The organism is Pseudomonas sp. RIT-PI-q (assembly GCF_001297125.1).
GTDB lineage: Bacteria > Pseudomonadota > Gammaproteobacteria > Pseudomonadales > Pseudomonadaceae > Aquipseudomonas.
Genome location: NZ_LHPC01000009.1, coordinates 25,126 through 48,561, shown reverse-complemented (window position 1 = coordinate 48,561; position 23,436 = coordinate 25,126). Strand labels below are relative to the sequence as shown.

General features: G+C 60.5%; 22 protein-coding genes. 13 read left to right on the top strand and 9 right to left on the bottom strand.

The window, feature by feature from the left end:
- Positions 1–621: 621 nt before the first annotated feature.
- The 3 genes from AEQ67_RS02280 to AEQ67_RS02270 form a co-directional block, all read right to left on the bottom strand.
- Positions 622–1,218 carry a superoxide dismutase gene (locus AEQ67_RS02280; RefSeq protein ID WP_059402267.1) on the bottom strand — a complete coding sequence of 199 codons (597 nt, stop codon included), beginning with the start codon at positions 1,216–1,218 and terminating at the stop codon, positions 622–624.
- Between the two features lie 177 nt (positions 1,219–1,395).
- Entirely contained in the window at positions 1,396–1,998 is a 603-nt protein-coding gene (locus AEQ67_RS02275; RefSeq protein ID WP_059402266.1) for a LysE/ArgO family amino acid transporter, read from the bottom strand.
- Between the two features lie 7 nt (positions 1,999–2,005).
- On the bottom strand, positions 2,006–2,407 hold the full coding sequence (locus AEQ67_RS02270) for an ACT domain-containing protein (protein ID WP_059402265.1): 402 nt from the start codon (positions 2,405–2,407) through the stop codon (positions 2,006–2,008).
- A gap of 96 nt (positions 2,408–2,503) precedes the next feature.
- On the opposite strand from AEQ67_RS02270, the gene AEQ67_RS02265 reads away from it, so the two are divergent.
- From AEQ67_RS02265 to AEQ67_RS02250, 4 genes are all read left to right on the top strand, one after another.
- Positions 2,504–3,397 carry a LysR family transcriptional regulator ArgP gene (locus AEQ67_RS02265; RefSeq protein WP_059402264.1) on the top strand — a complete coding sequence of 298 codons (894 nt, stop codon included), beginning with the start codon at positions 2,504–2,506 and terminating at the stop codon, positions 3,395–3,397.
- Between the two features lie 54 nt (positions 3,398–3,451).
- Entirely contained in the window at positions 3,452–4,444 is a 993-nt protein-coding gene (locus AEQ67_RS02260) for an NAD-dependent epimerase/dehydratase family protein (RefSeq protein WP_059402263.1), read from the top strand.
- 107 nt (positions 4,445–4,551) lie between these two features.
- A complete protein-coding gene (locus AEQ67_RS02255) occupies positions 4,552–5,427 on the top strand; it encodes an ATPase (protein WP_059402262.1) in 876 nt (291 codons plus the stop codon).
- Positions 5,428–5,562: 135 nt separating this feature from the next.
- Positions 5,563–6,411 (top strand): cache domain-containing protein, encoded by an 849-nt coding sequence (locus AEQ67_RS02250; protein WP_059402261.1) that lies wholly within the window; start codon positions 5,563–5,565, stop codon positions 6,409–6,411.
- 102 nt (positions 6,412–6,513) lie between these two features.
- Here AEQ67_RS02250 and AEQ67_RS02245 read toward each other — a convergent pair whose 3' ends face one another.
- A complete protein-coding gene (locus tag AEQ67_RS02245) occupies positions 6,514–8,031 on the bottom strand; it encodes an MDR family MFS transporter (RefSeq protein ID WP_059402260.1) in 1,518 nt (505 codons plus the stop codon).
- A 76-nt stretch (positions 8,032–8,107) separates the two neighbouring features.
- Complete coding sequence (gene pobA / locus AEQ67_RS02240; protein ID WP_177333626.1) at positions 8,108–9,292, bottom strand: 4-hydroxybenzoate 3-monooxygenase; 1,185 nt, start codon at positions 9,290–9,292, stop codon at positions 8,108–8,110.
- A 188-nt stretch (positions 9,293–9,480) separates the two neighbouring features.
- On the opposite strand from pobA, the gene AEQ67_RS02235 reads away from it, so the two are divergent.
- On the top strand, positions 9,481–10,377 hold the full coding sequence (locus tag AEQ67_RS02235; RefSeq protein WP_059402258.1) for a helix-turn-helix domain-containing protein: 897 nt from the start codon (positions 9,481–9,483) through the stop codon (positions 10,375–10,377).
- Between the two features lie 9 nt (positions 10,378–10,386).
- Here AEQ67_RS02235 and AEQ67_RS35925 read toward each other — a convergent pair whose 3' ends face one another.
- Both AEQ67_RS35925 and AEQ67_RS02225 read right to left on the bottom strand, forming a co-directional pair.
- Positions 10,387–10,563: a hypothetical protein gene (locus tag AEQ67_RS35925; RefSeq protein WP_007953274.1), complete on the bottom strand. Its 177-nt coding sequence runs from the start codon at positions 10,561–10,563 to the stop codon at positions 10,387–10,389.
- A 194-nt stretch (positions 10,564–10,757) separates the two neighbouring features.
- Complete coding sequence (locus tag AEQ67_RS02225; RefSeq protein ID WP_201782073.1) at positions 10,758–11,663, bottom strand: LysR family transcriptional regulator; 906 nt, start codon at positions 11,661–11,663, stop codon at positions 10,758–10,760.
- A gap of 211 nt (positions 11,664–11,874) precedes the next feature.
- Here AEQ67_RS02225 and AEQ67_RS02220 point away from each other — a divergent pair, with 211 nt between their 5' ends.
- Together AEQ67_RS02220 and AEQ67_RS02215 are read left to right on the top strand one after the other, a co-directional pair.
- The gene (locus AEQ67_RS02220; protein ID WP_059402255.1) at positions 11,875–12,753 is read left to right on the top strand and encodes an MBL fold metallo-hydrolase; all 879 of its coding nucleotides are present in this window, start codon (positions 11,875–11,877) and stop codon (positions 12,751–12,753) included.
- A gap of 177 nt (positions 12,754–12,930) precedes the next feature.
- Entirely contained in the window at positions 12,931–13,545 is a 615-nt protein-coding gene (locus AEQ67_RS02215; protein WP_059402254.1) for an NAD(P)-dependent oxidoreductase, read from the top strand.
- Positions 13,546–13,638: 93 nt separating this feature from the next.
- On the opposite strand, the gene AEQ67_RS02210 is transcribed toward AEQ67_RS02215, so the two are convergent.
- On the bottom strand, positions 13,639–14,520 hold the full coding sequence (locus AEQ67_RS02210) for a LysR substrate-binding domain-containing protein (protein WP_059402253.1): 882 nt from the start codon (positions 14,518–14,520) through the stop codon (positions 13,639–13,641).
- 159 nt (positions 14,521–14,679) lie between these two features.
- Here AEQ67_RS02210 and AEQ67_RS02205 point away from each other — a divergent pair, with 159 nt between their 5' ends.
- The 6 genes from AEQ67_RS02205 (at position 14,680) to AEQ67_RS02180 (ending at position 22,149) form a co-directional block, all read left to right on the top strand.
- Positions 14,680–16,317: a 5-guanidino-2-oxopentanoate decarboxylase gene (locus AEQ67_RS02205; protein ID WP_059402252.1), complete on the top strand. Its 1,638-nt coding sequence runs from the start codon at positions 14,680–14,682 to the stop codon at positions 16,315–16,317.
- Entirely contained in the window at positions 16,314–17,762 is a 1,449-nt protein-coding gene (locus tag AEQ67_RS02200; RefSeq protein ID WP_059402251.1) for an aldehyde dehydrogenase family protein, read from the top strand. The genes AEQ67_RS02205 and AEQ67_RS02200 overlap by 4 nt, the downstream gene beginning before the upstream one ends.
- A gap of 294 nt (positions 17,763–18,056) precedes the next feature.
- On the top strand, positions 18,057–19,160 hold the full coding sequence (locus AEQ67_RS02195) for an ABC transporter substrate-binding protein (protein WP_059402250.1): 1,104 nt from the start codon (positions 18,057–18,059) through the stop codon (positions 19,158–19,160).
- A gap of 164 nt (positions 19,161–19,324) precedes the next feature.
- Positions 19,325–20,233 carry an ABC transporter permease gene (locus AEQ67_RS02190; protein WP_059402249.1) on the top strand — a complete coding sequence of 303 codons (909 nt, stop codon included), beginning with the start codon at positions 19,325–19,327 and terminating at the stop codon, positions 20,231–20,233.
- Positions 20,230–21,078, top strand: a complete 849-nt coding sequence (locus tag AEQ67_RS02185) for an ABC transporter permease (RefSeq protein WP_059402248.1) — start codon at positions 20,230–20,232, stop codon at positions 21,076–21,078. The genes AEQ67_RS02190 and AEQ67_RS02185 overlap by 4 nt, the downstream gene beginning before the upstream one ends.
- A gap of 15 nt (positions 21,079–21,093) precedes the next feature.
- Complete coding sequence (locus AEQ67_RS02180) at positions 21,094–22,149, top strand: ABC transporter ATP-binding protein (protein ID WP_059402247.1); 1,056 nt, start codon at positions 21,094–21,096, stop codon at positions 22,147–22,149.
- 109 nt (positions 22,150–22,258) lie between these two features.
- Here the strand turns inward: AEQ67_RS02180 and AEQ67_RS02175 are convergent, their stop codons facing one another.
- Positions 22,259–23,188 (bottom strand): AraC family transcriptional regulator, encoded by a 930-nt coding sequence (locus tag AEQ67_RS02175; protein WP_059402246.1) that lies wholly within the window; start codon positions 23,186–23,188, stop codon positions 22,259–22,261.
- Positions 23,189–23,436 lie beyond the last annotated feature (248 nt).

The following is a 23,436-nucleotide window of genomic DNA, read 5'->3' as shown; positions in this document are numbered from 1 at the left end:
GGCTCTCGGGGAGCAAGGTGCTTTGACCTCGATGTTCACCTTGGATGAAGCGTTTCATGGGCGACCCTTGCGATAAATTCTGGGAAATCATAGCAAGGGTTTGTTTCCACGTTTTTGCACACTCTGGGCCGGGGGCGGCTAACCCGGCATCCCTGCCGGGTTGCCCACTGCGCAGAACCTCCACTCGGCCTCTCGAGGCGGCGGTGCATCAAGATCAAAAGCACGGCGGCCTGCAGGCCGGCCTGATTTCTGCGTATGCATTCTCCCTGTAGGAGCGAGCTTGCTCGCGAAAGACGTCAACGATGACGCGTTTCAACAGGATAAACGTGGCCCATGCGAATGCTTCGCTGGCAAGCCAGCTCCTACCTTGACCGTGTGCGGCCTCTTATTCATTTAGCCCACCAATCCCCTGTAGGAGCTGGCTTGCCAGCGAAGGACGTCAACGATGACGCGTTTCATCAGGATAAACGTGGCGCATTCGAATGCTTCGCTGGCAAGCCAGCTCCTACAGGGGCCCCTTTCCGACTGACCCAGGTTTTCATGGAGACACAGGCTCTGAACCTTCCCCTGACCCATAAAAAAACCCGGCTAAAAAGCCGGGTTTTTTGTCTGGCGTCGATCTTAAGCAGTAAAGGTTTTGCCTTCGAACTGCTCAGCCACGAATTTCCAGTTGACCAGGTTCCAGAACGCTTCGACATACTTCGGACGAACGTTGCGGTAGTCGATGTAGTAAGCGTGTTCCCAGACGTCGCAGGTCAGCAGCGGGGTGTCGCCGTTGGTCAGCGGGTTGCCGGCGCCGATGGTGCTGGCCAGGCCCAGGGAACCGTCAGCTTTTTTCACCAGCCAGCCCCAACCGGAACCGAAGGTGCCGATGGAAGTCTTGCTGAACTCTTCCTTGAACTTGTCGAACGAACCGAAAGAAGCGTTGATGGCCTCAGCCAGTGCGCCGGTTGGTTGACCGCCGGCGTTTGGCGCCAGGCAGTTCCAGTAGAAAGTGTGGTTCCAGACTTGAGCGGCGTTGTTGAAGATACCGCCCGAGGAAGATTTGACGATTTCTTCCAGAGTCTTGCCTTCGAACTCGGTGCCTGGCACCAGGTTGTTCAGGTTCACGACGTAGGTGTTGTGGTGCTTGTCGTGGTGGTATTCCAGAGTTTCCTTGGAAATGTGCGGCTGCAGGGCATCGTGTGCGTAAGGCAGCGGCGGCAATTCGAAAGCCATGATGATTCTCCTAATCAGGTCAGTTGCGGTGAGCGCAAGGCCGATCACGGGCGGCCAGACAAGCGCCGGGGAGTTTGTACTCTTTGCGGCGCATCGGATCGGATCATAGCACCGGGGGTGCGGCATAACCACGCAACAACTGTGTGGAATAGAGGTTCCAGAGCCTTTTGGAATAAATCACCCGGCAACGATTAACTGGAACGCTACCGCGAACATCATCACCGCCACCAACAGATCGAGAATTCGCCAGGTGCTTGGCCGTGCCAGCCACGGGGCCAGCCACGCCGCCCCGAGCGCCAGGGTGAAAAACCACAGCAACGAAGCGCTGGCCGCGCCCACCACATAAGCGCCGGGCTCGGTTTGTTGGGCGCCGAGGGAGCCGATCAGCAGCACGGTATCCAGGTAGACATGCGGGTTGAGCAACGTCACCGCCAAGGCACTGAGCATCACCGCACGCAATGAACGCACGGTCTGGTTTTCAGCCTGTTGCAGGCTTTGTTTCGAGCAGGCCCGACGCAGCGCCTGGGTGCCGTACCAAATCAGAAAAACGGCGCCACCCCAACGGGCAACCGCCAGCAGCGTCGGATTTTGCGCCAGCACCGTCGCCAGCCCGAACACCCCGGCGGCCACCAGCAGCGCATCGCAAGTGACGCACAGCGCTGCCACCGGCAGGTGATGTTCGCGCCGCAGGCTCTGGGCCAGCACAAATGCATTCTGAGTACCAATCGCCATGATCAGCCCGGCGGCCACCAGCAGGCCGTTTACATAACTTTGCCACATGAGATTTTTACTCCGCGTTGGCTGCCAGGTCCCGCAGTACCTGCAGGGCGCGTTCAGCATCGGCCTGGCCGACGAATAAGTGGTCGTGGTAATAGCCGGCGATCACGTTGCAGCTGATTCCGGCCTGGCCCAAGGCCGTGGCGAATGCGGCCGTGAGGCCGACGGCTTCGAGGGCCGAATGCACGTTCAAGGTGATCCAGGCCGCGACGTAATCGAAACTGAAACCGGCCTGCTCGGCGTGGGAGCGTTCCAGAATGACGGTCAGGCCTTCCTGTTCGCGGAAGCTGCCGACAATCTCAAGGCCAGCGGGCAGCTTGCCGTCGCGCAGGGTGCAGAACACGTAGTCGCCGGCGTTGAGTTGCGGGCTCATGCTTTTAAGAAGCGTTGCCAATGAAGTTTCGCCAGCCATGTCGGTGATCCTTGTTCAAGAGTTCTTGCTGGCCATTCTCCGGTGTGGCGTTGTATAAGAAAAACCAATCCTGCTGATCGCTCATTAGGAGAACTGATGTTCGATTATAAATTGCTTTCTGCCTTGGCCGCGGTGGTCGAGCAGGCCGGATTCGAGCGTGCCGCGCAGGTGCTGGGTTTGTCGCAATCGGCGATTTCCCAGCGGATCAAATTGCTTGAGGCGCGGGTCGGGCAACCAGTGTTGGTGCGGGTGACCCCGCCGGCGCCGACCGAAATCGGCCGGCGGCTGCTCAACCATGTGCAGCAAGTGCGTTTGCTGGAGCGTGATTTGCAAACGCTGGTGCCGGCACTCGACGAAGAAGGCTTGCCGGAACGCCTGCGCATCGCCCTGAATGCCGACAGCCTCGCCACGTGGTGGGCGGTGGCGGTGGGCGATTTTTGCGCGGAACAACATCTGCTGCTCGATCTGGTGGTGGAAGACCAGACCGTCGGCCTCAAACGCATGCGCGCCGGCGAAGTGGCAGCGTGTGTCTGCGCCAGTGAACGTCCGGTGGCCGGTGCACGCAGCGTGTTGCTGGGCGCCATGCGCTACCGGGCGTTGGCCAGCCCGGCGTTCATCGCCCGGCATTTTCCTGAAGGTGTGCGCGCCGATCAGTTGTCGAAAACCCCAGCCCTGGTGTTTGGCCCGGACGATTTCCTACAGCATCGCTACCTTGCGTCCCTCGGCGTAGATGGCGGATTCGAACACCATTTATGCCCCTCGTCCGAAGGCTTCATCCGCCTCACGGAAGCTGGCCTCGGTTGGGGCCTGGTGCCTGAATTGCAGGTGCGCGAGCAACTGGAGCGCGGCGTGCTGGTGGAGCTTTTGCCAGATAAGCCGATCGATGTGCCGCTGTACTGGCATCATTGGCGCAATGGCGGCCAGTTGCTGGGGCTGCTCACCGATCAATTGGTGCGCTCGTCCAGACAATGGCTCGTGCCGTTGGACTGACGGGCAGCGTCAAGACCTCACGCACTACGCAAAACGAAATATTCGGAGCAATTCATGAAGATTCTGGTCACCGGCGCAAGCGGCTTCATTGGCGGGCGCTTTGCGCGTTTCGCCCTGGAGCAGGGCCTGGACGTGCGGGTCAACGGTCGCCGGGCCGAGAGTGTGGAGCATCTGGTGCGCCGTGGCGCCGAGTTCATTCAGGGTGACTTGAGCGACCCGGAACTGGCGCGCGACCTGTGTTCCGACGTCGAAACCGTGGTCCATTGCGCCGGCGCGGTCGGCCTGTGGGGGCGTTATCAGGACTTCCATCAAGGCAACGTCCAGGTCACCGAAAACATCGTCGAGGCTTGCCTGAAACAGCGGGTCCGACGCCTGGTGCACCTGTCGTCGCCGTCGATCTACTTCGATGGCCGCGATCATCTGGGCTTGACCGAAGATCAAGTGCCCAAGCGCTTCAAGCACCCGTACGCCGCGACCAAGTACCTGGCCGAGCAAAAGGTCTTCGGCGCCCAGGAGTTCGGGCTCGAAACCCTGGCCCTGCGCCCGCGCTTCGTGACGGGCGCAGGTGACATGAGCATCTTCCCGCGCTTGCTGAACATGCAGCGCAAAGGGCGTTTGTCGATTGTCGGCAATGGCCTGAACAAGGTCGATTTCACCAGCGTGCAAAACCTCAACGAAGCGTTGCTCAGCAGTTTACTGGCCAGCGGTTCGGCGCTGGGCAAGGCTTACAACATCAGCAATGGCACGCCGATTCCGTTGTGGGACGTGGTCAATTACGTCATGCGCAAAATGGATATCCCACAGGTGACGCGCTACCGTTCCTACGGCTTGGCCTACACCGTCGCCGCGCTCAACGAAGGCGCGTGCAAGCTGTGGCCGGGGCGCCCCGAGCCGACCTTGTCGCGCCTGGGCATGCAAGTCATGAACAAAAATTTCACCCTGGACATCAGCCGCGCACGGCATTATCTGGACTACGATCCGAAAGTCAGCCTCTGGACCGCCCTCGATGAATTCTGCGGCTGGTGGAAGGCCCAGGACATTCGCTGACCACGCCGATACTGAACCGAGTTTGGGCCCGAGGGTCAATCGGTGCAGCGATGGGGTTTATACTGCGCCGCATCAAGCCATCACCGCGTTCCACAAAGGTTGCCTCAATGTCCATGCGTAACGATGCCAACGACGACTTCGACGATGTACCGAGCCTGCGTGCCAACAGCCTCGACGACGATGATTTTGTGCCCACCGCCCGTACCACCGTGCATTCGCGGACCGCGCCCGTGGTCAAGGTCAAAGGTCCGAGCACCGGCCCGTTGTGGGCGCTGGTCGGCGCCTTGCTCTTTGCGTTCGCCGGCCTTGCCTGGTGGAGCTTTCAGCAGATCTCGCTGATGGAACAGCAACTGGTGGCGACCCAGGAAAGTTTCGCGCGTATCAGTGAGGAAGCGGCGGGGCGCTTGCAGGACATTTCCGGCAAGGTAGTCGCCAGCCAGACCAACGTGACCAGCGACAGCGAAGCCTTGAAACTGCAAATCAAGCAGTTGGAAAGCAAGCTCCTGGATCAGGGCAAACAGCAGCAAGGTGTTGCCGGCCAGGCTTCGGAGCTGGACAAGCGTCTGGCACAGATGACCGCGCAAACCACCGAACTGGATAAACGCCTGGCGCAGATGACCGCCCAGGGCACTGAGCAACAGACCGCCACCATCCAATTGCAGGCTCAGGTCAAAGTCTTGAACAGTGACGTGGCCGTGCTGAAAAGCGCCCCGGCGGACACTGACCAATTCGACGCCCAGCTGAAAAGCCTCGGCGCCGATATTGTTGCGCTGAAGAAACAAGGTAATCCGAGCGCGGCCATCGAACGTCTGGAACAGGAAGTGGTTATCCTCAAAAGCCAACAGGACAACCGCCCGACGCCGTCCGCCGGTGCCGCCAACATTGCCGAGTTCGACGCTTTCCGCGGCCAGGTCACCCGTAACATCAACACCCTTCAAGCGCAGATCCAGAATCTGCAGCAACAACTGCGCGCCCGACCTTAGTTTCCAGGCGTTGCGCAACCACCTGTAGCAGCCTTCGGCAGCTGCTACAGAGGCCCACTGCGTTTTCCTGAATGCTCGTACAAATCCCCAAGCCGTCTACGCTCTTCAAACACCAAGAAGAACGAGGGATGCGCAATGGGATTATTGCAGAAGGTGGCCGTGCTGGGCGCGATGCTCTTGCTGTGCTTCGGCCAGGCCCAGGCCGCCGGGACGGAAAAGGATGACAGCCAGGCCGCCAAGGCCCTGCTGGAAAAAGCCCTGGCCTACTACCACGACAATGGCGACAAAGCCTTCGCTGCCTTCAGCCGCCAGGGTGAATTTGTCGACAAGGATCGTTACGTGTTCGTGGTCGACACCAAGGGCGTGATGCTCGCCAGCGGCGGGCCGTCTTCGGCGCTGATCGGCCGTGATGTCTCCGAAACCCTCGGGCCGGATTTGCAGAAAGCCTTCAAGGACGCCCTGAAAGTCCCCGAAGGCAATGGCATTCAGCAGGCGGAATACCGTTGGCAGAACTGGTCCGATGGCAAGGTCGAGCGCAAACACGTGTACTACCAGCGTATCGGTCAGCGGATTCTGGCGGTCGGTTACTACCTGCCACGGGCCTCGGCGGAACAGGCGATGGCGTTGCTGAATAAAGCAGCGGCCGATCTGGTCAAGGACGAGAAGGGCACACTCATGGCGATCAACTCCCTGAAGGGCGGCTATTTGCAGGATGACCTGTATGTGTTCGTCGTCGACCTGAACACCCAGCGTTACGTGGCCCACGGCACCAACCTGCGGTTGATCAACACCGATTTCAGCAAGGTCAACGACCCGGAAGGCAAGCCGGTGGGCGAGCCGATCCTGGCCTTGATCGCCAAACAGGATTACGGCGAATACGAATACCGCTGGAAAAACCCGGTGACCGGAAAGGTCGAGGACAAACATGCCTACCTGAAAAAGGTCGGGCATTTTCTGGTGGCTGTCGGGTATTACAGCCCGTGATTTTAGGGTGTCAGTAACGACGCCATCGCGGGCAAGCCCGCTCCCACAGGATTTGCAGGGTCCTTGTGGGAGCGGGCTTGCCCGCGATGCAGGCGACTCGGTCTACCGAACCTTATCCTCACGCCCACGCAACAACATGTTCGGCATCGCAATCGCCGCCGCCAGCCCGAGCAACGACACCGCCGCGCTGACCATCAGCAAATGCCGAAAGGTCAGCAGCAGCTCTGCACGCAAGGCGTTCTGCGCGTCCCCTGGCGCGGCGTTCAAACCATCGAGCAAGACATTCCCGGAACTGCCCTCGGCAATCAGCGTCGACCCGGCCAGATGGGCGAAACTTGAATCCTGCAACAACGCCAGCAGCAGCGCCGACATCAACGCCACACCCACCGCGCCGCCCAACGAACGGAACAGGTTGGTGGTGCTGGTGGCGACGCCGATGTCCCGTTGAGCCACCGAGTTCTGTGTCCCGACCAACGAAGTCGGGAACTGCATGCCGGAAGCGATCCCGCTGAGCAACATGAACAGGCTGCTGAGTAAAACTGCCTGAGGCGCACTGAATGCCATCCCGAGGATCGAGATAGGCATCAGTACCGCGCCGCCGAGGATCATCGGTTTGTAGCGCCCGGTGACCGAGGTCCGGCGGCCGGCGAAATAGGCGCCGATCGGCAAGCCCATGGCCAGCGGCAACAGGTGCAGCGCAGCGCTGTCGGCCCCGGCACCGGTGACGCTCTGGAAGCGCAGCGGCATCAGGACGATCAATGAGATCGCCTGGAAACTGGTGAAGAAAATCGTGCACCAGCACAGAATCGCATTGCGGTTGGCGAACAGGTGCATCGGCAGCAACGGCTCCCGCGCCCGACGCTCATGCCAGACAAACAGCGCCAGCACCAATACCGCACAAACGAGCAAGCCCAGCACTTCGGCGCTGCGCCACGAATAACCCTGGCCGACCTGAGTGATGCCCAGCAGCAATGCAGTCAAACCGATGATCATCAGCACTGTGCCGAGGTAATCGATGACCGGCTTGCGCTGCGGCACCGGCAGCCCCACCAGTGTGCGATTGGCTACCAGCCACGCGCCCAGGCCCAGCGGCAGGTTGATCAGAAACACCCAGCGCCAGGACAGGTATTCGGTCATGTAACCGCCGAATACCGGGCCTGCCACGCTGGCCACCGCGTACATGCTGCTGAAATAGCCTTGATAGCGACCGCGCTCACGGGGCGGCACGATGTCGCCGATGATCGCCTGGCTCACCGACACCATTCCGCCGGCACCAATGCCCTGAATAATCCGCGCCAGCACCAATTGCTCCATGCTTTGCGCCATGCCGCAAAATAACGAAGCAAGCGTGAACACCCCCATGCCGAACAGCATCAACTTGCGTCGGCCGTACAGGTCGCCGAGCTTGCCGTAGATCGGCACGGCCACGGTCATCGCCACCATGTAGCCGGAAATCACCCAGGCCAGCAGGCTGACATCCTTGAACTGCGCGGAAATGGCCGGCATTGAAACGGCGACGATGGTCTGGTCCAGGGCAGCGAGAAAAATCGCCAGCATCAGGGCGATCAGCACGCTGCGAATGGCCGGTTTGGTTGTTTCAGGCTGGTTGAGATTGGTCACGGGGTAAAACCTGCGGTGATGGACCCGCAAGAAGCGTGGCGAGCGGGAATGCTCGCCAGTGTAAGTCGATAGCAGGCTATTCGATAGCCTCGTATGGAAGCCCGACGTAATTTTCTGCAATAGTTTTTCGACCGGCTTCGGAGTCGACAAAGTACGCCAGTTCCGACTCGGTAATGCGCTGGCTGAAGGCATCGTGCTCATCGAAACGGTGCAACATCGAGGTCATCCACCAGGAAAACCGTTCGGCTTTCCACACCCGGCGCAGGCAGGCTTCGGAATACTTATCCAGCAGATCGACCCGGCCTTCGCGGTAAACCTTGAGCAAAATAGTGAACAGCGTACTGACGTCGCTGGCCGCCAGGTTCAGGCCCTTGGCGCCGGTAGGCGGGACAATGTGCGCGGCGTCGCCGACCAGGAACATCCGCCCGTACTGCATCGGTTCAACCACGAAGCTGCGCAGCGGCGCGATGCTTTTTTCGATGGACGGCCCGGTCACCAGTTTTTCCGCCAACGCTTCTGGCAAGCGAGTCTTGAGTTCATCCCAGAAACGCTGATCGGACCAGTTTTCGACCTGCTCATCCGCCGGCACCTGAAGGTAATAGCGAGTGCGCGTGGCCGAACGCATGCTGCACAAGGCAAAACCGCGCTCGTGACGGGCGTACACCAGCTCGTCGTGGACCGGCGGTGTGTCAGCCAGAATCCCGAGCCAGCCGAACGGATAAACCCGCTCGAAGACTTTGAGGCACTCGGCGGGAATCGACTGCCGCGCCACGCCATGGAAACCGTCGCACCCGGCGATGTAGTCACAATCGAGGCGATACAGCTCGCCGTCCTTCTCAAACGTCACGAACGGTTCTTCGGTTTTCATGCCATGAGGGACGACATTGCTGGCTTGGTAAATCGTCTGCGCGCCGGCCTCCCGACGAGCGGCCATCAGGTCGCGGGTGACCTCGGTCTGACCGTAGATCATCACGGTTTTGCCACCGGTCAGGGCGTGCAGGTCGATGTGTACCTGGCGCCCGCCGAGGGCCAGTTCGAAGCCGCCGTGGACCAACCCTTCGACGTCCATGCGCTGGCCCACCCCGGCCTGGCGCAGCAGCTCTACCATGCCTTGTTCGAGGACGCCGGCACGGATTCGCCCGAGTACATAGTCCGGGGTCTGGCGTTCGAGGATGAGGGTGTCGATGCCAGCGTTGTGCAGCAACTGGCCGAGCAATAAACCAGCAGGACCGGCACCGATGATGGCCACTTGGGTTTTCAGCATTTTCATTGTTTTTATGACTCGCAAGCTCCACGCGGCCAAGGCCGGTGAATGATTTTTATGGATCGAGTGCTTGCATTTTTCACTTGCGAGTCCGTCAATTGAAGGTGAAAACTGAGCCGATACCTGTACATTCTGCCAATCGGTGCGATTATCGCCCGCCACCTTCCGAGGCCTGGATTGAAGTTATGAACAAGCCTGACCTACCTTCGATTCCAGTGTTCAAACTCTATGGTGAAAGCCTGGACTGGCCGACCCCGGATTTGTTGCACTGCGAAACCATTTCCAAACGCAGCCGCGAACATCAATGGGAAATAAAACCCCACCGCCACGCTGATTTGTGCCAGTTGCTCTTCGTGTTCAAAGGTCAGGCAGAGCTTGAAATCGAAGGCAAACGTACGCAACTGACGGAGCCGGCAATGCTGATCCTGCCGCCGCTGTCGGTGCATGGTTATCGCTTTTCCGAAGACGTCGAAGGCTTTGTCGTGACTCTTGCCGCGCCGCTGGTCGCCCATCTTCAGTCGCAACTGGGCAACTCGGTGAATGCACTGGCCCAGGCCGAAAGTTATCCAGTGGGCAAGGACGACGAGTATCTCAACAGCCTGTTTTCTGCGCTGCAAAACGAATACACCGGCCATCAACCGGCGCGGGAAATGCTCATGCATTCGCTGGTCAGCGTGATCATGGTGTGGGTCAGCCGTCAGGTGATCCAGCGCCGCTCCGCGAATCAGCGTCCGCAACGTGCCCGGGAATACCTCAACGGCTTTATTCAACTGGTGGAAGAAACTTATCGCCAGCACGTCAAGGTCGAGGACCTGGCGCATCGGCTGGGGATTTCGGTGTCGCACCTCAACGGCACTTGCCGTGAATTGGCGGGGCAGCCGGCGTTGCAGATCATGCACGAGCGTCAATTGCTGGAGGCCAAGCGCTTGCTGACCTACACCAGCATGACCATTTATGAAATGTCCGACGTGTTGGGGTTTTCCGATCCGACCAACTTCACGCGCCTGTTCCGACGTCGTGTGGGGATCTCGCCCAAGGCTTTTCGCGACCGCTTGAAGGCCGATCAGGACAACGAGGCCTGATCCCCTTCGTTACCGCAGGGCATTAAGGGTCGCGTTGTGGGGAATGCAGCGCTCGAAGTTGCAGCTCGCGTATTCACGGGGCAGTTGCCGCAACTGCTCGACGCGCCAGGCCGCCGTGCCGTACAGCGCAAGCGTGGCCGCGCAGGTGATGAAAATCGCGAGGTATCTTCTTGTTCTGGTGTTCATGGCGTGGACCTCTGAACGAATACCCTTCGGTATTACTTTCAGCATAGGTCAGGGGTGGTGAGTTGCCAGTCAGAGGGTCTTTGTAGGAGCTGGCTTGTGTAGGAGCTGGCTTGCCAGCGAAGGGCGCGACCAGATTTGTGCGGTGACGCCAATGACGCCTTCGCTGGCAAGCCAGCTCCTACAGGGATCGGTGTTTACAACCCCACATCCCACTCCGGCTCTTCGGGAAATCTCAGCACCAGAAAATCCAGCATGCTGCGCAGCGCCGCCGGCATGTGTTTACGTGAGGCGTACACCGCGTACACGTTCATTTGCCGGGGTTCGGCCTGGGGCAGCAGCCGGATCAGTTCGCCGCTGTGGATATGCACGCCAGCCTGATAACTGGGCAGCATCGCCACACCCGCGCCGGCCATCGTCGCGCGTAACAGTGTGCTGGCCTCGTTGGCGCTGATGTTGCCTTGTACCGGCACCGAGACCGGTTCGCCGTCCTGCTCGAAATGCCAGAGGCTTTTGCCGAAGTAGGAGTGGGTCAGGCAGTTATGCAGGCTCAAGTCCTCGACCCGCTGCGGTGTCGGGTGTTCGCGCAGGTAGGCGGGGGAGGCGCAGATCACCGAGCGGCAGACCGTCAGCCGGCGCGCGATCAGGTTCGGGTCCAGGTCGTTACTGGTGCGAATCGCCAGATCGATGCGCTCATCCACCAGGTTCACCGTGCGATCGAGCATCTGCATATCGATGCTGACGCCGGGGTAGCGTTTGACGTAAGCGGCCATGGCGTCCGCCAGTTGCGCCTGGCCGAACGAGGTGCTGACGCTGATCCGCAGCAGGCCACGCGGTGCGTCGTCCGGCTCGCTGACGGCGGCTTGCATGTCTGTGGATAAGTCGAGCATCTGCCGGCAGCGAGGAAGGATTTCGCTACCGGCGGCGGTCAGGCTCAATTTGCGTGTGGTGCGGTGCATCAGGCGCGCACCGACCCAGTCTTCCAGCTCCGCCAGATACCGCGAAACCACCGGCCGTGACAGGTCCAGATGATCGGCGGCGGCCGACTGGCTGCCGAGGTCGACCACCGTGACGAACACCCGCATTGCTTGTAGACGATCCATGATTTGCCCGCTTTCAGAAACAAACTATGTTCCAGCATCGCATTTTTTGTACTGAGTCAGGCAACTAAGCTCTGCCTCACTGTGTAGGAGCTGGCTTGCCAGCGAAGAACGCCCAGGCGCTGTGTTCATCCGGTAAACACGCGTCATCGTTGACGTCCTTCGCTGGCAAGCCAGCTCCTACAAAAGCGTTCAACAATCAATGGAGTAACAGATGATCGGATTCACCTCTTTCAAACGCGTTTTTCTAGCCGCTATGCTGGGATTGTCAGCTCATGCCACAGCGGCATCGACGTTGACGCTGGATGTCTACAACCCCGGCGACAAGGCGATCTTCCCGGTGACCTCGGTACTGGTCCGCGGCGAGAAGGACGCGATTCTGGTGGACGCGCAATTCGGCAAGTCCCAGGCCGAGCAAGTGGTGGAGAAAATCCGCGCCAGTGGCAAGCAATTGACCACCATCTACATCAGCCACGGCGACCCGGATTACTACTTCGGTCTCGACACCCTGACGGCTGCTTTCCCTAACGCCAAAGTGCTCGCCTCGCAACCGACCGTGGACCACATCAAGAAAACCGTCGACGGCAAACTGGCGTTCTGGGGCCCGAAAATGGGCGCTGACGTGCCGGCCAAAACCATCGTGCCGGGCGTACTCAAGGGCGACAGCCTGATGCTCGAAGGGCAGAAGTTGCAGGTGGTGGGTCTTGAGGGCAAACAGCCGGATCGCAGTTTTGTCTGGATTCCGTCGATCAAGGCAGTGGTCGGTGGTGTGGTCGTCGCGGAAAACATCCACGTGTGGATGGCCGACACCCAAACCCCGCAGTCCCATGCCGATTGGTTGACTACGCTGCATTCCATCGAAACCCTGAAACCGAACACTATCGTGCCGGGCCATTACCTGGGTGAGAGCGCCCGCTCGCTGGCCGCCGTGCAGTTCACCGCCGAGTACATCAAGGCGTTCGACGAAGAAACGGCCAAGGCCAAGGACGCCGCCGCGCTGATTGCCTCGATGAAAAAACGCTACCCGACGCTCGGCGAAGAAAGCTCCCTGGAACTGAGCGCCAAAGTCGCCAAGGGCGAGATGAAGTGGTAACCCGTTTTACCCAACGCACCTGACCCCGTAGGAGCTGTCGAGTGCAACGAGGCTGCGATCTTTTGATCTCGTTAAAAAACAAAGTCAAAAGATCGCAGCCTCGTTGCACTCGACAGCTCCTACAGAGAGAGAGGGCGTTTGTGAGCAAGTTATTTAGCTAAGCCAACGGAGAACATCATGAGCAAAATCGCAATCATCGGTGCCACCGGTCGTGCCGGTAGCCAACTGTTGGAAGAAGCCCTGCGTCGTGGCCACAGCGTCACGGCCATCGCCCGGGATACCTCGAAGATCGCCCCGCGTGAAGGTGTGGTCAGCAAGAACGTGGATGCCCTCGACGCTGATGCCTTGCAAGCAGCCGTCGCCGGCCATGACGTGGTGATCAGCGCGGCGCACTTCTCGACCCTGCCTGCCAGCGCCGTCGTCGGGCCGGTGAAGAAGGCCGGGGTCAAACGCCTGCTGGTGGTGGGCGGTGCCGGTTCGCTGTTGCTGCCGGACGGCACCCGCGTCATCGACAGCGAAGGTTTCCCGGAGGAATACAAGGCCGAGGCCGGTGCGGGGGCCGAGTTTCTTGAGAACCTGCGTCAGGAGAAGGATCTGGACTGGACCTTTGTGTCGCCGTCGGCAGAGTTTGTCGAAGGCGAGCGCACGGGCGTGTTTCGGATCGGCAAGGATGATTTGCTGGTGAGCCGCGAAGGGCGGAGCTGGATCACCTTCGCCGACTACGCGATTGCAATGCTCGATGAAGTGCAAGTGCCAAAGCATTCGCGGCAGCGGTTTACTATTGGGTATTGATAGCGCGGCTTGAATCCATTCGCGGGCAAGCCCGCTCCCACAGGATTTGCGCAGTCCTGTGGGAGCGGGCTTGCCCGCGATGCTTTTAGGGTTTCAACGGCTCTGAGCCTGCTCCACCAACCACCCCATCAATTCGCGTAATTTCGGCGAAGGTCCGGGTTTTTCCGGGAAAACCAGGTAATAAGCCAGCCCCGTTTTTACCTTCAATTCAAACGGCATGACCAGTCGTCCAGCACTCAAGTCATCGCCGATCAACGACCAATCGCCAATCGCCACGCCTGTCCCCTGGGACGCCATCGACATCGCCAGGTCAAGGGTTTCGAAGTGCTGGCCCTTGGCGACATTGCTCAAGCGTACGTCAGCGCTCGCCAGCCAGGCTTTCCAATCGCGTTCGTCCCGGGTCGGGTGCAGCAACATGTGCTGTTCCAGATCCTCCGGCGCCAGCAGCGGCACCGGGCCTTCGAGCATGGGCTTGGAACAGACCGGCGTCAGTTGCTCGTCAAACAGTTTTTGCGACACCAGTGAACTGTCCGGCGGCGCGCCGTACATCACCGCCGCATCGAACTGCTCGCGATGAAAATCCACGCCGTGCTTGACCGTGGTGGTCAATTCCACCGGCACATCCGGTCGCTCCCGTTGCCACTGCACCAACCGCGGCAACAGCCAGCGCATGACGCACGTCGGGGCCTTGAGTTGCAGGGTTTCGCGCTTCTCGCCGACCTGTTCGACCGCCTCGTCGATCAACTCGAAAATCTGCTGCACCCGTGGCAGCCACTCACGTCCTTCGGCGGTCAGGTCAAGGCCCCGGGCCTGGCGAATGAACAGCTCATAACCCAGATGCTCTTCCAGCCCGGCGATCTGCCGACTCACCGCGCCCTGGGTGATAAACAGCTGTTCGGCGGCCCGGGTGAAGTTGCAGCACTGCGCGGTGATCAGAAAAGTGTGCAGTGCCGGAAGAGGAGGCAGTCGTTTCATTGGGATCCAAGGTATGACGTGAGGACATGGCTAGTATGACTTTTTATCCATTGTTGCGGCTACGTGTCGCCCGTTCCAATGAGGCCATCCCTGGACCTGCCCATCCATCATAAACACTGCGCAGGCCCAGCGTCTCAAACGAACAAAAAGGGCAAAGACATGGCGACGTGCGGCGAAGTATTGGTCAAGTTACTCGAAGGTTACGGAGTTGAGCAGGTGTTCGGCATTCCCGGGGTTCACACCGTGGAGCTGTATCGCGGGCTGGCCCGTTCGAGCATCAACCACGTCACTCCGCGTCACGAACAGGGCGCCGGCTTCATGGCCGACGGCTACGCTCGCACCAGCGGCAAGCCGGGTGTGTGCTTCATCATCACCGGCCCCGGCATGACCAACATCACCACCGCGATGGGCCAGGCCTACGCCGATTCGATCCCGATGCTGGTGATCTCCAGCGTGCAGACCCGCAACCAGTTGGGTGGCGGACGCGGCAAGCTCCACGAACTGCCGAACCAGAGCGCCTTGGTCGGCGGCGTGGCAGCGTTCTCCCACACCCTGATGTCGGCGTCCGAATTGCCAGGCGTTCTGGCCCGCGCCTTCGCACTGTTCCAGGCCGGTCGTCCGCGTCCGGTGCACATTGAAATTCCGTTGGACGTGCTGGTCGAAGAAGCCGATGAGCTGCTCGCCAGCGTGCCGGTGAACATCGACCGCGCCGGCGCCTCGCCGACCGCCGTTTCGCGCATGACCGAATTGCTGGCCGGTGCCAAGCGTCCACTGATTCTGGCCGGTGGCGGTGCCATCGATGCTGCCGCCGAACTGACTGAACTGGCCGAACTGCTGGACGCTCCGGTAGCCCTGACGATCAATGCCAAAGGCATGCTCGAATCCAACCATCCGTTGCTGATCGGTTCGACCCAGAGCCTGGTCGCCACCCGCGCCCTGGTGGCCGAGGCTGATGTCGTGTTGGCGATCGGCACCGAACTGGCCGAGACCGACTACGACGTGACCTTCGCCGGTGGTTTCGAGATTCCTGGCAAACTGCTGCGTGTCGACATCGACCCGGACCAGACCGTGCGCAACTACCCGCCGCACGTGGCGCTGGTGTCCGATTCGCGCAATGCCGCCCAGGCTTTGCTCAGCGCCTTGTCGCACAAGTCGCTGGCCGAGCGCCGCAACGATTGGGGCCAGGTGCGTGCCGCCCGTTTGCGCGAAGAACTGGCCGCTACCTGGGACGCCCCGACCCTGGCGCAGACGCGCTTCCTGGAAACCGTCCTGCATGAATTGCCGGACGCGGTCTTCGTCGGCGATTCGACCCAACCGGTGTACACCGGCAACCTGACATTCAACCCGGAACGCCCGCGTCGCTGGTTCAACTCGTCCACCGGTTACGGCACCCTCGGTTACGCCTTGCCGGCGGCGATTGGCGCCTGGCTCGGCGGCAGCGTCGAAAGCGGTGCGCGGCCTCCCGTGGTGTGCCTGATCGGCGACGGTGGCCTGCAATTCACCCTGCCGGAACTGGCCAGCGCCGTTGAAGCGCGCACGCCGGTGATCGTCCTGCTGTGGAATAACCAGGGCTACGAAGAGATCAAGAAGTACATGGTCAACCGCGCCATCGAACCGGTTGGCGTGGACATCTATACCCCGGATTTCATCGGTGTGGCCAAGGCCCTGGGCTGTGCCGCCGAAGCGGTCAACGGTGTCGAGCAACTGCGCAGCGCCTTGCGCATCGCCGCTGATCGCCAGGGCCCGACCCTGATTGAAATCGACCAGACCGTGTGGATGAAGGCGGTGTCGAAATGACTTTCCCAACCACGTTGGACGGCCTGTTCATCAATGGCCAATGGTCGGCCGGCAACGAACACTTGCGCGTGATCAACCCGGCGACCGAAGCCCTGTTGACCACCGTCAACGGCGGCGATGCACAGGCTGTTGAGCACGCCGTCAGTGCGGCGACCGAAGCCTTCGGCGACTGGTCGAAAACCAGCGGTGCCGAGCGCGGCGCGATCCTGCGCAAAATCGCTGCCGGCGTGCAAGCCGGGCGCGAACACCTGATGCACTTGCAGTCGAGCAACAACGGCAAACCGTTGTTCGAAGCAGCCATCGACGTCGATGACGTGATCGCCACCTTCGAGTATTACGCCGGCCTGGCCGAAGGGCTCGATGCCAGGCAAGACAGCAACGTGGAATTGCCCACCGACGACTTCAGCGCCCGTGTGCGCCGCGAACCGTGCGGCGTGGTCGGCCTGATCGTGCCGTGGAATTTCCCGATGGTCACCACCGCGTGGAAACTCGCGCCGGCCCTGGCCGCCGGTTGCTGCGTGGTGCTCAAGCCTTCGGAAGTGACGCCGCTGCCGGAACTGGAACTGGCGGCGATCATTGCCGAAGCCGGTCTGCCCAAAGGCGTGTTCAACCTGGTCTGCGGCACCGGCCTGGCCGTCGGCGCGCCGCTGTCGGCTGATCCGCGCATCGCCAAAATTTCCTTCACCGGCAGCAACGCCGTCGGTGTGCAGGTCATGCAACGCGCGGCGGAAACCGTCAAAGGCGTGAGCCTGGAACTGGGCGGCAAATCCTCGCTGCTGGTGCTCAAGGACGCCGACATCGAACTGGCCGTGGAAGTGGCCTGCGGTGGCGGTTTCTTCAACGCCGGGCAAATGTGTTCCGCCACCAGTCGCGTGCTGGTCGCCGATGAACTGGCCGATGAATTCCTCATCCGTTTGAAGGCCCGCGCCGAAGCGATTCGCGTGGCTGACCCGTTCGACCCGAACGTGGAAATGGGCGCACTGGTCAATCAGGCGCAATACCAGCGCGTGCTGGGCCACATCGATCGCGGTCTGAGTGCCGGCGCCAAGCTGGTGTGCGGCGGCAATCGTCCGGCGGAACTGACGCGCGGCTATTTTTTGCAGCCGACGGTTTTCACCGAAGTGCCCCTAGACAGTGCGCTGTGGTGTGAAGAGATATTCGGCCCAGTGATCTGCGTGCGCAGTTTCGCCTCTGAAGCCGAGGCGATTGCCCTGGCCAATGACAGCCAGTTCGGTCTGGTGGCCAGCGTGGTCACCCGGGACAACGCAGCGGCCGATCGCGTCGCCAACGCTTTGCAGGCAGGGCTTGTGTGGATCAACGCGCCGCAGGTGATCTTCCCGCAGACCGCCTGGGGTGGCTACAAACAGAGCAGCATCGGCCGTGAATTGGGCCCGTGGGGCTTGCAGGCTTTCCAGGAAATAAAGCACGTGATTCGCGCCCTCTGACGCTGGTCACCTGTAGGAGCGAGCTCGCTCGCGATGGACCTCAACGATGACGCGGGAAGCCAGACAGCCCGCGTCGTTCGTGCCTCTTTCGCGAGCAAGCTCGCTCCTACATGAGGCATGCGTCGGCGTCATGGCTTCAATGAGTTTTTATCGATAGTCAGTAGTTTTGCACAACCTCAGGATGAACTCGCCGGTGTAGCCAAACCCCGAAAATACGGGGCCAATGCTGATCCGGTCGCGCGGATGCAACAGTTTCGACCTGCCTTATACCTACAAAAACAAAGGGAGTCCGTAATGGGCGAGCATGATCTGAACAGACGTCAATTTATCAAAACCGTGGGCGTAGCCTCGGTTGCCGCGGCCGCCATGAGCATGCCGTTCATCCGGGCCAATGCCAGCGACACACGCTTCCAGGGCAAAACCCTGCGTTTGCTGACCTGGTCCGATGACACGGGCCTTGCCGCACTGCGCAACATTGCTGCGACTTTCGAAGACAAGTACGGCTGCAAGGTCATCGCTGACCGCACCGGCAGCACCTCGGAAATGGTCGCCAAACTCAAGGCCGGCGGTGATCGTCCGCAGTACGACATCATCACCCTGGCAGGCGTCGGCGCCGAAGGTCTGGCCGCCGCCAACCTGCTGGAAAAACCCGACCTCAACCGCATCCCGAACCTGGTCGATGTACCGGAGAAATACCGCACCGGCGCCAATGGTCACGGCATCGGTTACCTGCTCTGGTGCAACAGCCTGGTCTACAGCACCCGCACCATCAAGGAAGCACCAGACAGCTACGCCGCCATGTGGGACGCCGACCTGGCGCCGAACATCTTCCTGCCGCCGCCGAACTGGACCGAGGCCATGGACCTGATCATCATCGCCGCCAAACTGGCCGGTGGTGACGAACACAACATTGAGCCGGGCTTCAAGAAACTCGCCGAGCTGAAAGATCGTGTGGTGACGTTGGGTGAAAACCCGAACCAGATCGCCGAACTGTTCCGCACCGGTTCGCTGGACATGGGCGGCTTGTACGCACCGGCATTCTTCCCGAAACAGATTCGCGATCCGGCTTACGGCCTGGGCGCCACCTTCGGCATGAAGGAAGGCTTCTACACCGACCTGATGCTCTCGGTGATGCCGAAGAATCGTCCGGGCGATACCGACCTGGCCTACGCCTTCATCAACCACTCCCTGGACCCGCTGGTGCAGGGCAAGATGGCTGAAGACATCTACAACGGCCCGGTCAACGCCAAGGCGATCATCTCCGCCGAAGCGCGCAAGAGCCCGTACATCCTCACGCCGGAGCAGATTGCCGAGAAGGCGATCATGCACGACAACGCCTTCCTGGCCACCGTGCATGACCAATGGATTCGTCGTTACACGGAAATCTTTTCTTCCTGATCTGTAGGAGCGAGCTTGCTCGCGATGGACGTTAACGATGAAGAGAGCTGCCTGGATGAACGCAGCGCTCTCACGCCCTTCGCGAGCGAGCTCGCTCCTACAGGGGATCGGGTTGACACCCCGCATCCGTGTGCCATTGATTTTCCATTGACGAGACCCTTGCTATGGAACACCAACCTCTGACTCATCCGGTAAGCGCCACTCCAGTGCGTGCCAATCGGGGTGTTTCGCCGACGACGCGTGCCTGGTTTTTTCTCTCGCCGTCGATGCTGTTTCTAGGCGTGCTGATTGCCGCGAGCCTGTTGGTACTGCGCATGAGCGTGGGCACCAAAGGTGCGGAATGGACCGGGTTCAGCCTGGCCAGCTACGCCCAATTGCTGGAACCGTATTACCTCAAATCCTTGCTGCTGACTCTGCGCCTGGCCCTGATCAGCGCAGTGATTGCCGTGGTGCTGGCGATCCCGGTGGCGTACACCATGTCGCGGCTGACTTCACCCTTCGTGCGCCGGATCTTCCTCGCCGCGGTGCTGTTGCCGTTGCTGGTCAACCTGCTGCTGCAAAGCTACGGCTGGCTGGTGATTCTCGGCCCGGGCGGGATGCTCAATCAGGCGTTGATGGGCCTGGGCCTGATCAAGCGACCGATCATGCTGCTGTACAACCAGAACGGCGTCCTGATGGGCCTGGTGCAAACCGCGTTCCCGTTGGCCGTGTTGCCGATTGCCAGCGCCATGCGCGGCGTCGCCCGTACTTACGAAGAAGCCGCCGCGACCCTGGGCGCCAGTCGCTTTCAGGTGTTCCGCCAAGTGGTGTTGCCGATGAGCATGCCGGGGATCATCACCGGTGCGACGTTAGTGTTCGCCTACAACGCCAGCAGCTTCGTGGTGCCTTTGCTGCTCGGTGGCCGTCGCGTGCCGATGCTGGCGGTGATGGTGCATGACCAGATCGCCCCGCTGATGAACTGGCCCGCCGCGTCCGCTGCCGGTGTCGTGCTGATCGTCACCACCCTCGCGATCATGACCTTGTCCGAATTCATTACTGGCCGTCGTCGGCGCATGCTGGAGGCTTCGCAATGAGCACTGTGACCAAGAAGCGTTATGGGCTGTTGCCCGGCGAGACCGGCAAGTTCGCCGGCATCCTGTCAGGCTTCATCCTGCTGCTGGCGGTGTTGCCGATCCTGACCATGATTGTCATGTCGTTCAGCGGTGCGTCGAACCTCGACTTCCCGCCGAGCAGTTACAGCCTGCAATGGTACAAGGCTGCCTGGCACACCTTCGTGTCGCCGGACACCAGCGATGTGCTGAGCCTGGGCAAAGCCATGACCACCAGCTTGATGGTGGCGTGCCTGACCATGGTCTTCGCAACAATCGTGGCAGTGCCGGCGGCTTACGCGCTGACCCGTTGCGAGTTCCGCGGCAAGGCCGTGGCGCTGCAACTGATGTCGCTGCCGTTGGTGTTTCCGATGGTGGTGCTGGGGCTGGCGTTGTTGCTGGTGTTCGACAGCCTGCCGTTTCAGATGACCACCTCGCGCCTGGTGATTGCCCACGTGATCCTGGCCTTGCCGTTCGTGGTGAAAAACTGCACGGCGGCGATGCTCTCCATCGGCAGCGAAGTCGAAGAGGCCGCGCAAATGCTCGGCGCTTCACCGCTGCGGGCGATTGTCGATGTGGTGGTGCCGTTGATGAAGTCGGGGATTCTGGCGGGGATGCTGCTGGCGTTCATCGTCTCGTTCAACGAATTCACCGTGACCTATTTCCTCTACACCATCGACGTCATGACCGTGCCGATCTGGATGTACAGCCGCACCGTGTCTTCGCTCGACCCAACCGTTTTCTCGTTTGCCGTGCTGATCGTGCTGATCGACTTCGTCCTGATCTGGGCGTTGGAGAAGCTGGTTGGTGAAGGTGGCGTTTCGTTCTGATTCTTGAGGTGCAACATGACTGGTCTGATTCTGGAAAACGTCGAGAAACATTACGGCTCGGCCTGCGCGGTAAAAAATGTGAACCTGCATTTGCCGGAAGGCAAACTGGTGTGTTTCCTCGGCCCTTCGGGCTGTGGCAAAACCACGTTGCTGCGGATGATCGCCGGGCTCGAAACCCTCAGCGGTGGCGAGATTCGCCTGGACGGTGAAGACATCGGCCACACCCCGGCGCACCAGCGCAATTTCGGCATGGTGTTTCAATCCCTGGCACTGTTTCCGCACATGACGGTGGGGGAGAACATCGCCTACCCACTGAAGCTGCGCGGGGTCAGCAAGGCTGATCAGCAGGCGCGGGTAGTGGAGTTGCTTGAGCTGATTCAATTACAGGAAATGATTGATCGCCCGGTGGCCAAACTGTCCGGTGGTCAGCGTCAGCGCGTGGCGATTGCCCGGGCGATTGCCAACCACCCGAAAATCCTCCTGCTCGACGAACCGTTGTCGGCGCTGGATGCCAAGCTGCGTGAATCGATGCAGGTGGAAATCCGTCAGCTGCAACAGCGATTGAACATTACCACCATCATGGTGACCCACGACCAGCGTGAAGCCATGACCATGGCCGACATCGTCGTCGTATTGGGCGAGCATCGCGTGCAGCAAGTGGGCACGCCGATCGAGATTTACCGGCACCCGGCCAACGAATTCGTCGCGGATTTCATCGGTTCGGGCAACATCTTCCCGGCCACTGCGCTGGGTAACGGCAAGATCAGCTTGCCCGGTGGCGACGCGCTGGAAGTGCCGATCTGCAGCAGCATTGTGGTCGGTGAGAAAGTGAAGATGCTGATTCGCCCTGAGGACCTGCAACTGTCGCATCCGCAGGCGACAGCGGGTAATCGTTTGTTGGGCAAGGTGACGTTTGTGCGCGATATCGGCGCGACCATCGAAACGACCGTGGAGTGTTCAGGGGTTTCGTTTACCGCGCTGAGCACGCCGTGCCAGGGCTTTGGGTTGAGCATTGGCAACCCGGTGTCGGTAACGATTCCGGCCGAGTCTTGCCGCGTACTGGGTGCCTGAAAAACAACACCGTCCCTGTAGGAGCGAGGCTTGCCCGCGAAGCTTTTAGCGCCAGTGATGGCCCCTTCGCGGGCAAGCCTCGCTCCTACAGGTTGTGTGTCAATCCGGATCAGACGGTCAACCGCAACCGCGCCAAATCCCTCAATGGCGGCGCCCCGAACAAGCGGCTGTACTCCCGGCTGAACTGCGACGGGCTTTCATACCCCACGCGATACCCCGCCGCCGACGCTTCAAGCCCCTCCGCCAGCATCAACCGCCGTGCTTCTTGCAAGCGCAGCTGCTTCTGATACTGCAACGGACTCATCGCCGTCATCGCCTTGAACCGGTGATGCAACGTCGACACGCTCAAATTCACTTCCTTCGCCAGATCATCAATGCGCAACGGCTGTTCAAAATTGCCGTTGAGCCATTTGATCGCCTGGCTGATGCGGTGGCTCTGGCTGTTGGCGATGGCGATTTCATATAGCCGATAGCCCTGTTTGCTACGCAACAACCGATAGAGAATCTCCCGACGAATCAGCGGCGCGAGCATGGCGATGTCTTTCGGCGTGTCCAGCAGGCGCGCCAGGCGCAGCACGGCGTCGAGCATCGCCGTGTCGATCCGTTCGACATACAGGCCGCGGCCGGTAGGGCGGGTTGGTACGCCCAAGGGACCCGCATCGGCAATCAACGCCGTGATTTCCGCCGGATCAATGTCCAGTCGCACCGAGAGGATCGGTTCTTCAGAGGTGACATTCACCACCCGCCCGCTCAGCGGCATCGAAACCGAGACCACCAGGTAATTCAGCGGGTCGTAATTGAAGTATTCGTCGGCCAGCCTGACCTCTTTGCTCCCTTGCGCCATGATGCACAACGCGGGTTGCGCCAGTACCGGGGCAAAGTCATGGGACTGGCTGTGTTTTGCCATGAACAGCGAGCCGACGGCAGTCGCATAATTGCCATCCTCCATCGTATTGCGACGGATGATCGCGGCCAGTTCTGCGCGCTGTTTCTCCATATCGGCGTCCAGCGGGGCTTGAAAGTGATCGAGCGACGACATGCAAGGCATCCTCGGTGAGGCGTGGGTAATGAGCCGAGCTTAAGTTTGTGCAAGACGAAGCGGTAGACACATCCTGCCTCAAGCTTGCCTGATTCTGCACTGAGTGCAGCCGCCGTGCCTCTACATCAGGGCAACCCCAGGCAAACTTGCTTGAAAGCCATGTTTCACAGGGGTGAAGGCATTTACAGGTTGTTACAGCTTTTTCTGCAAGCCGCGCAGGATCGTGCAATACGGCGGCAGGAATCGAC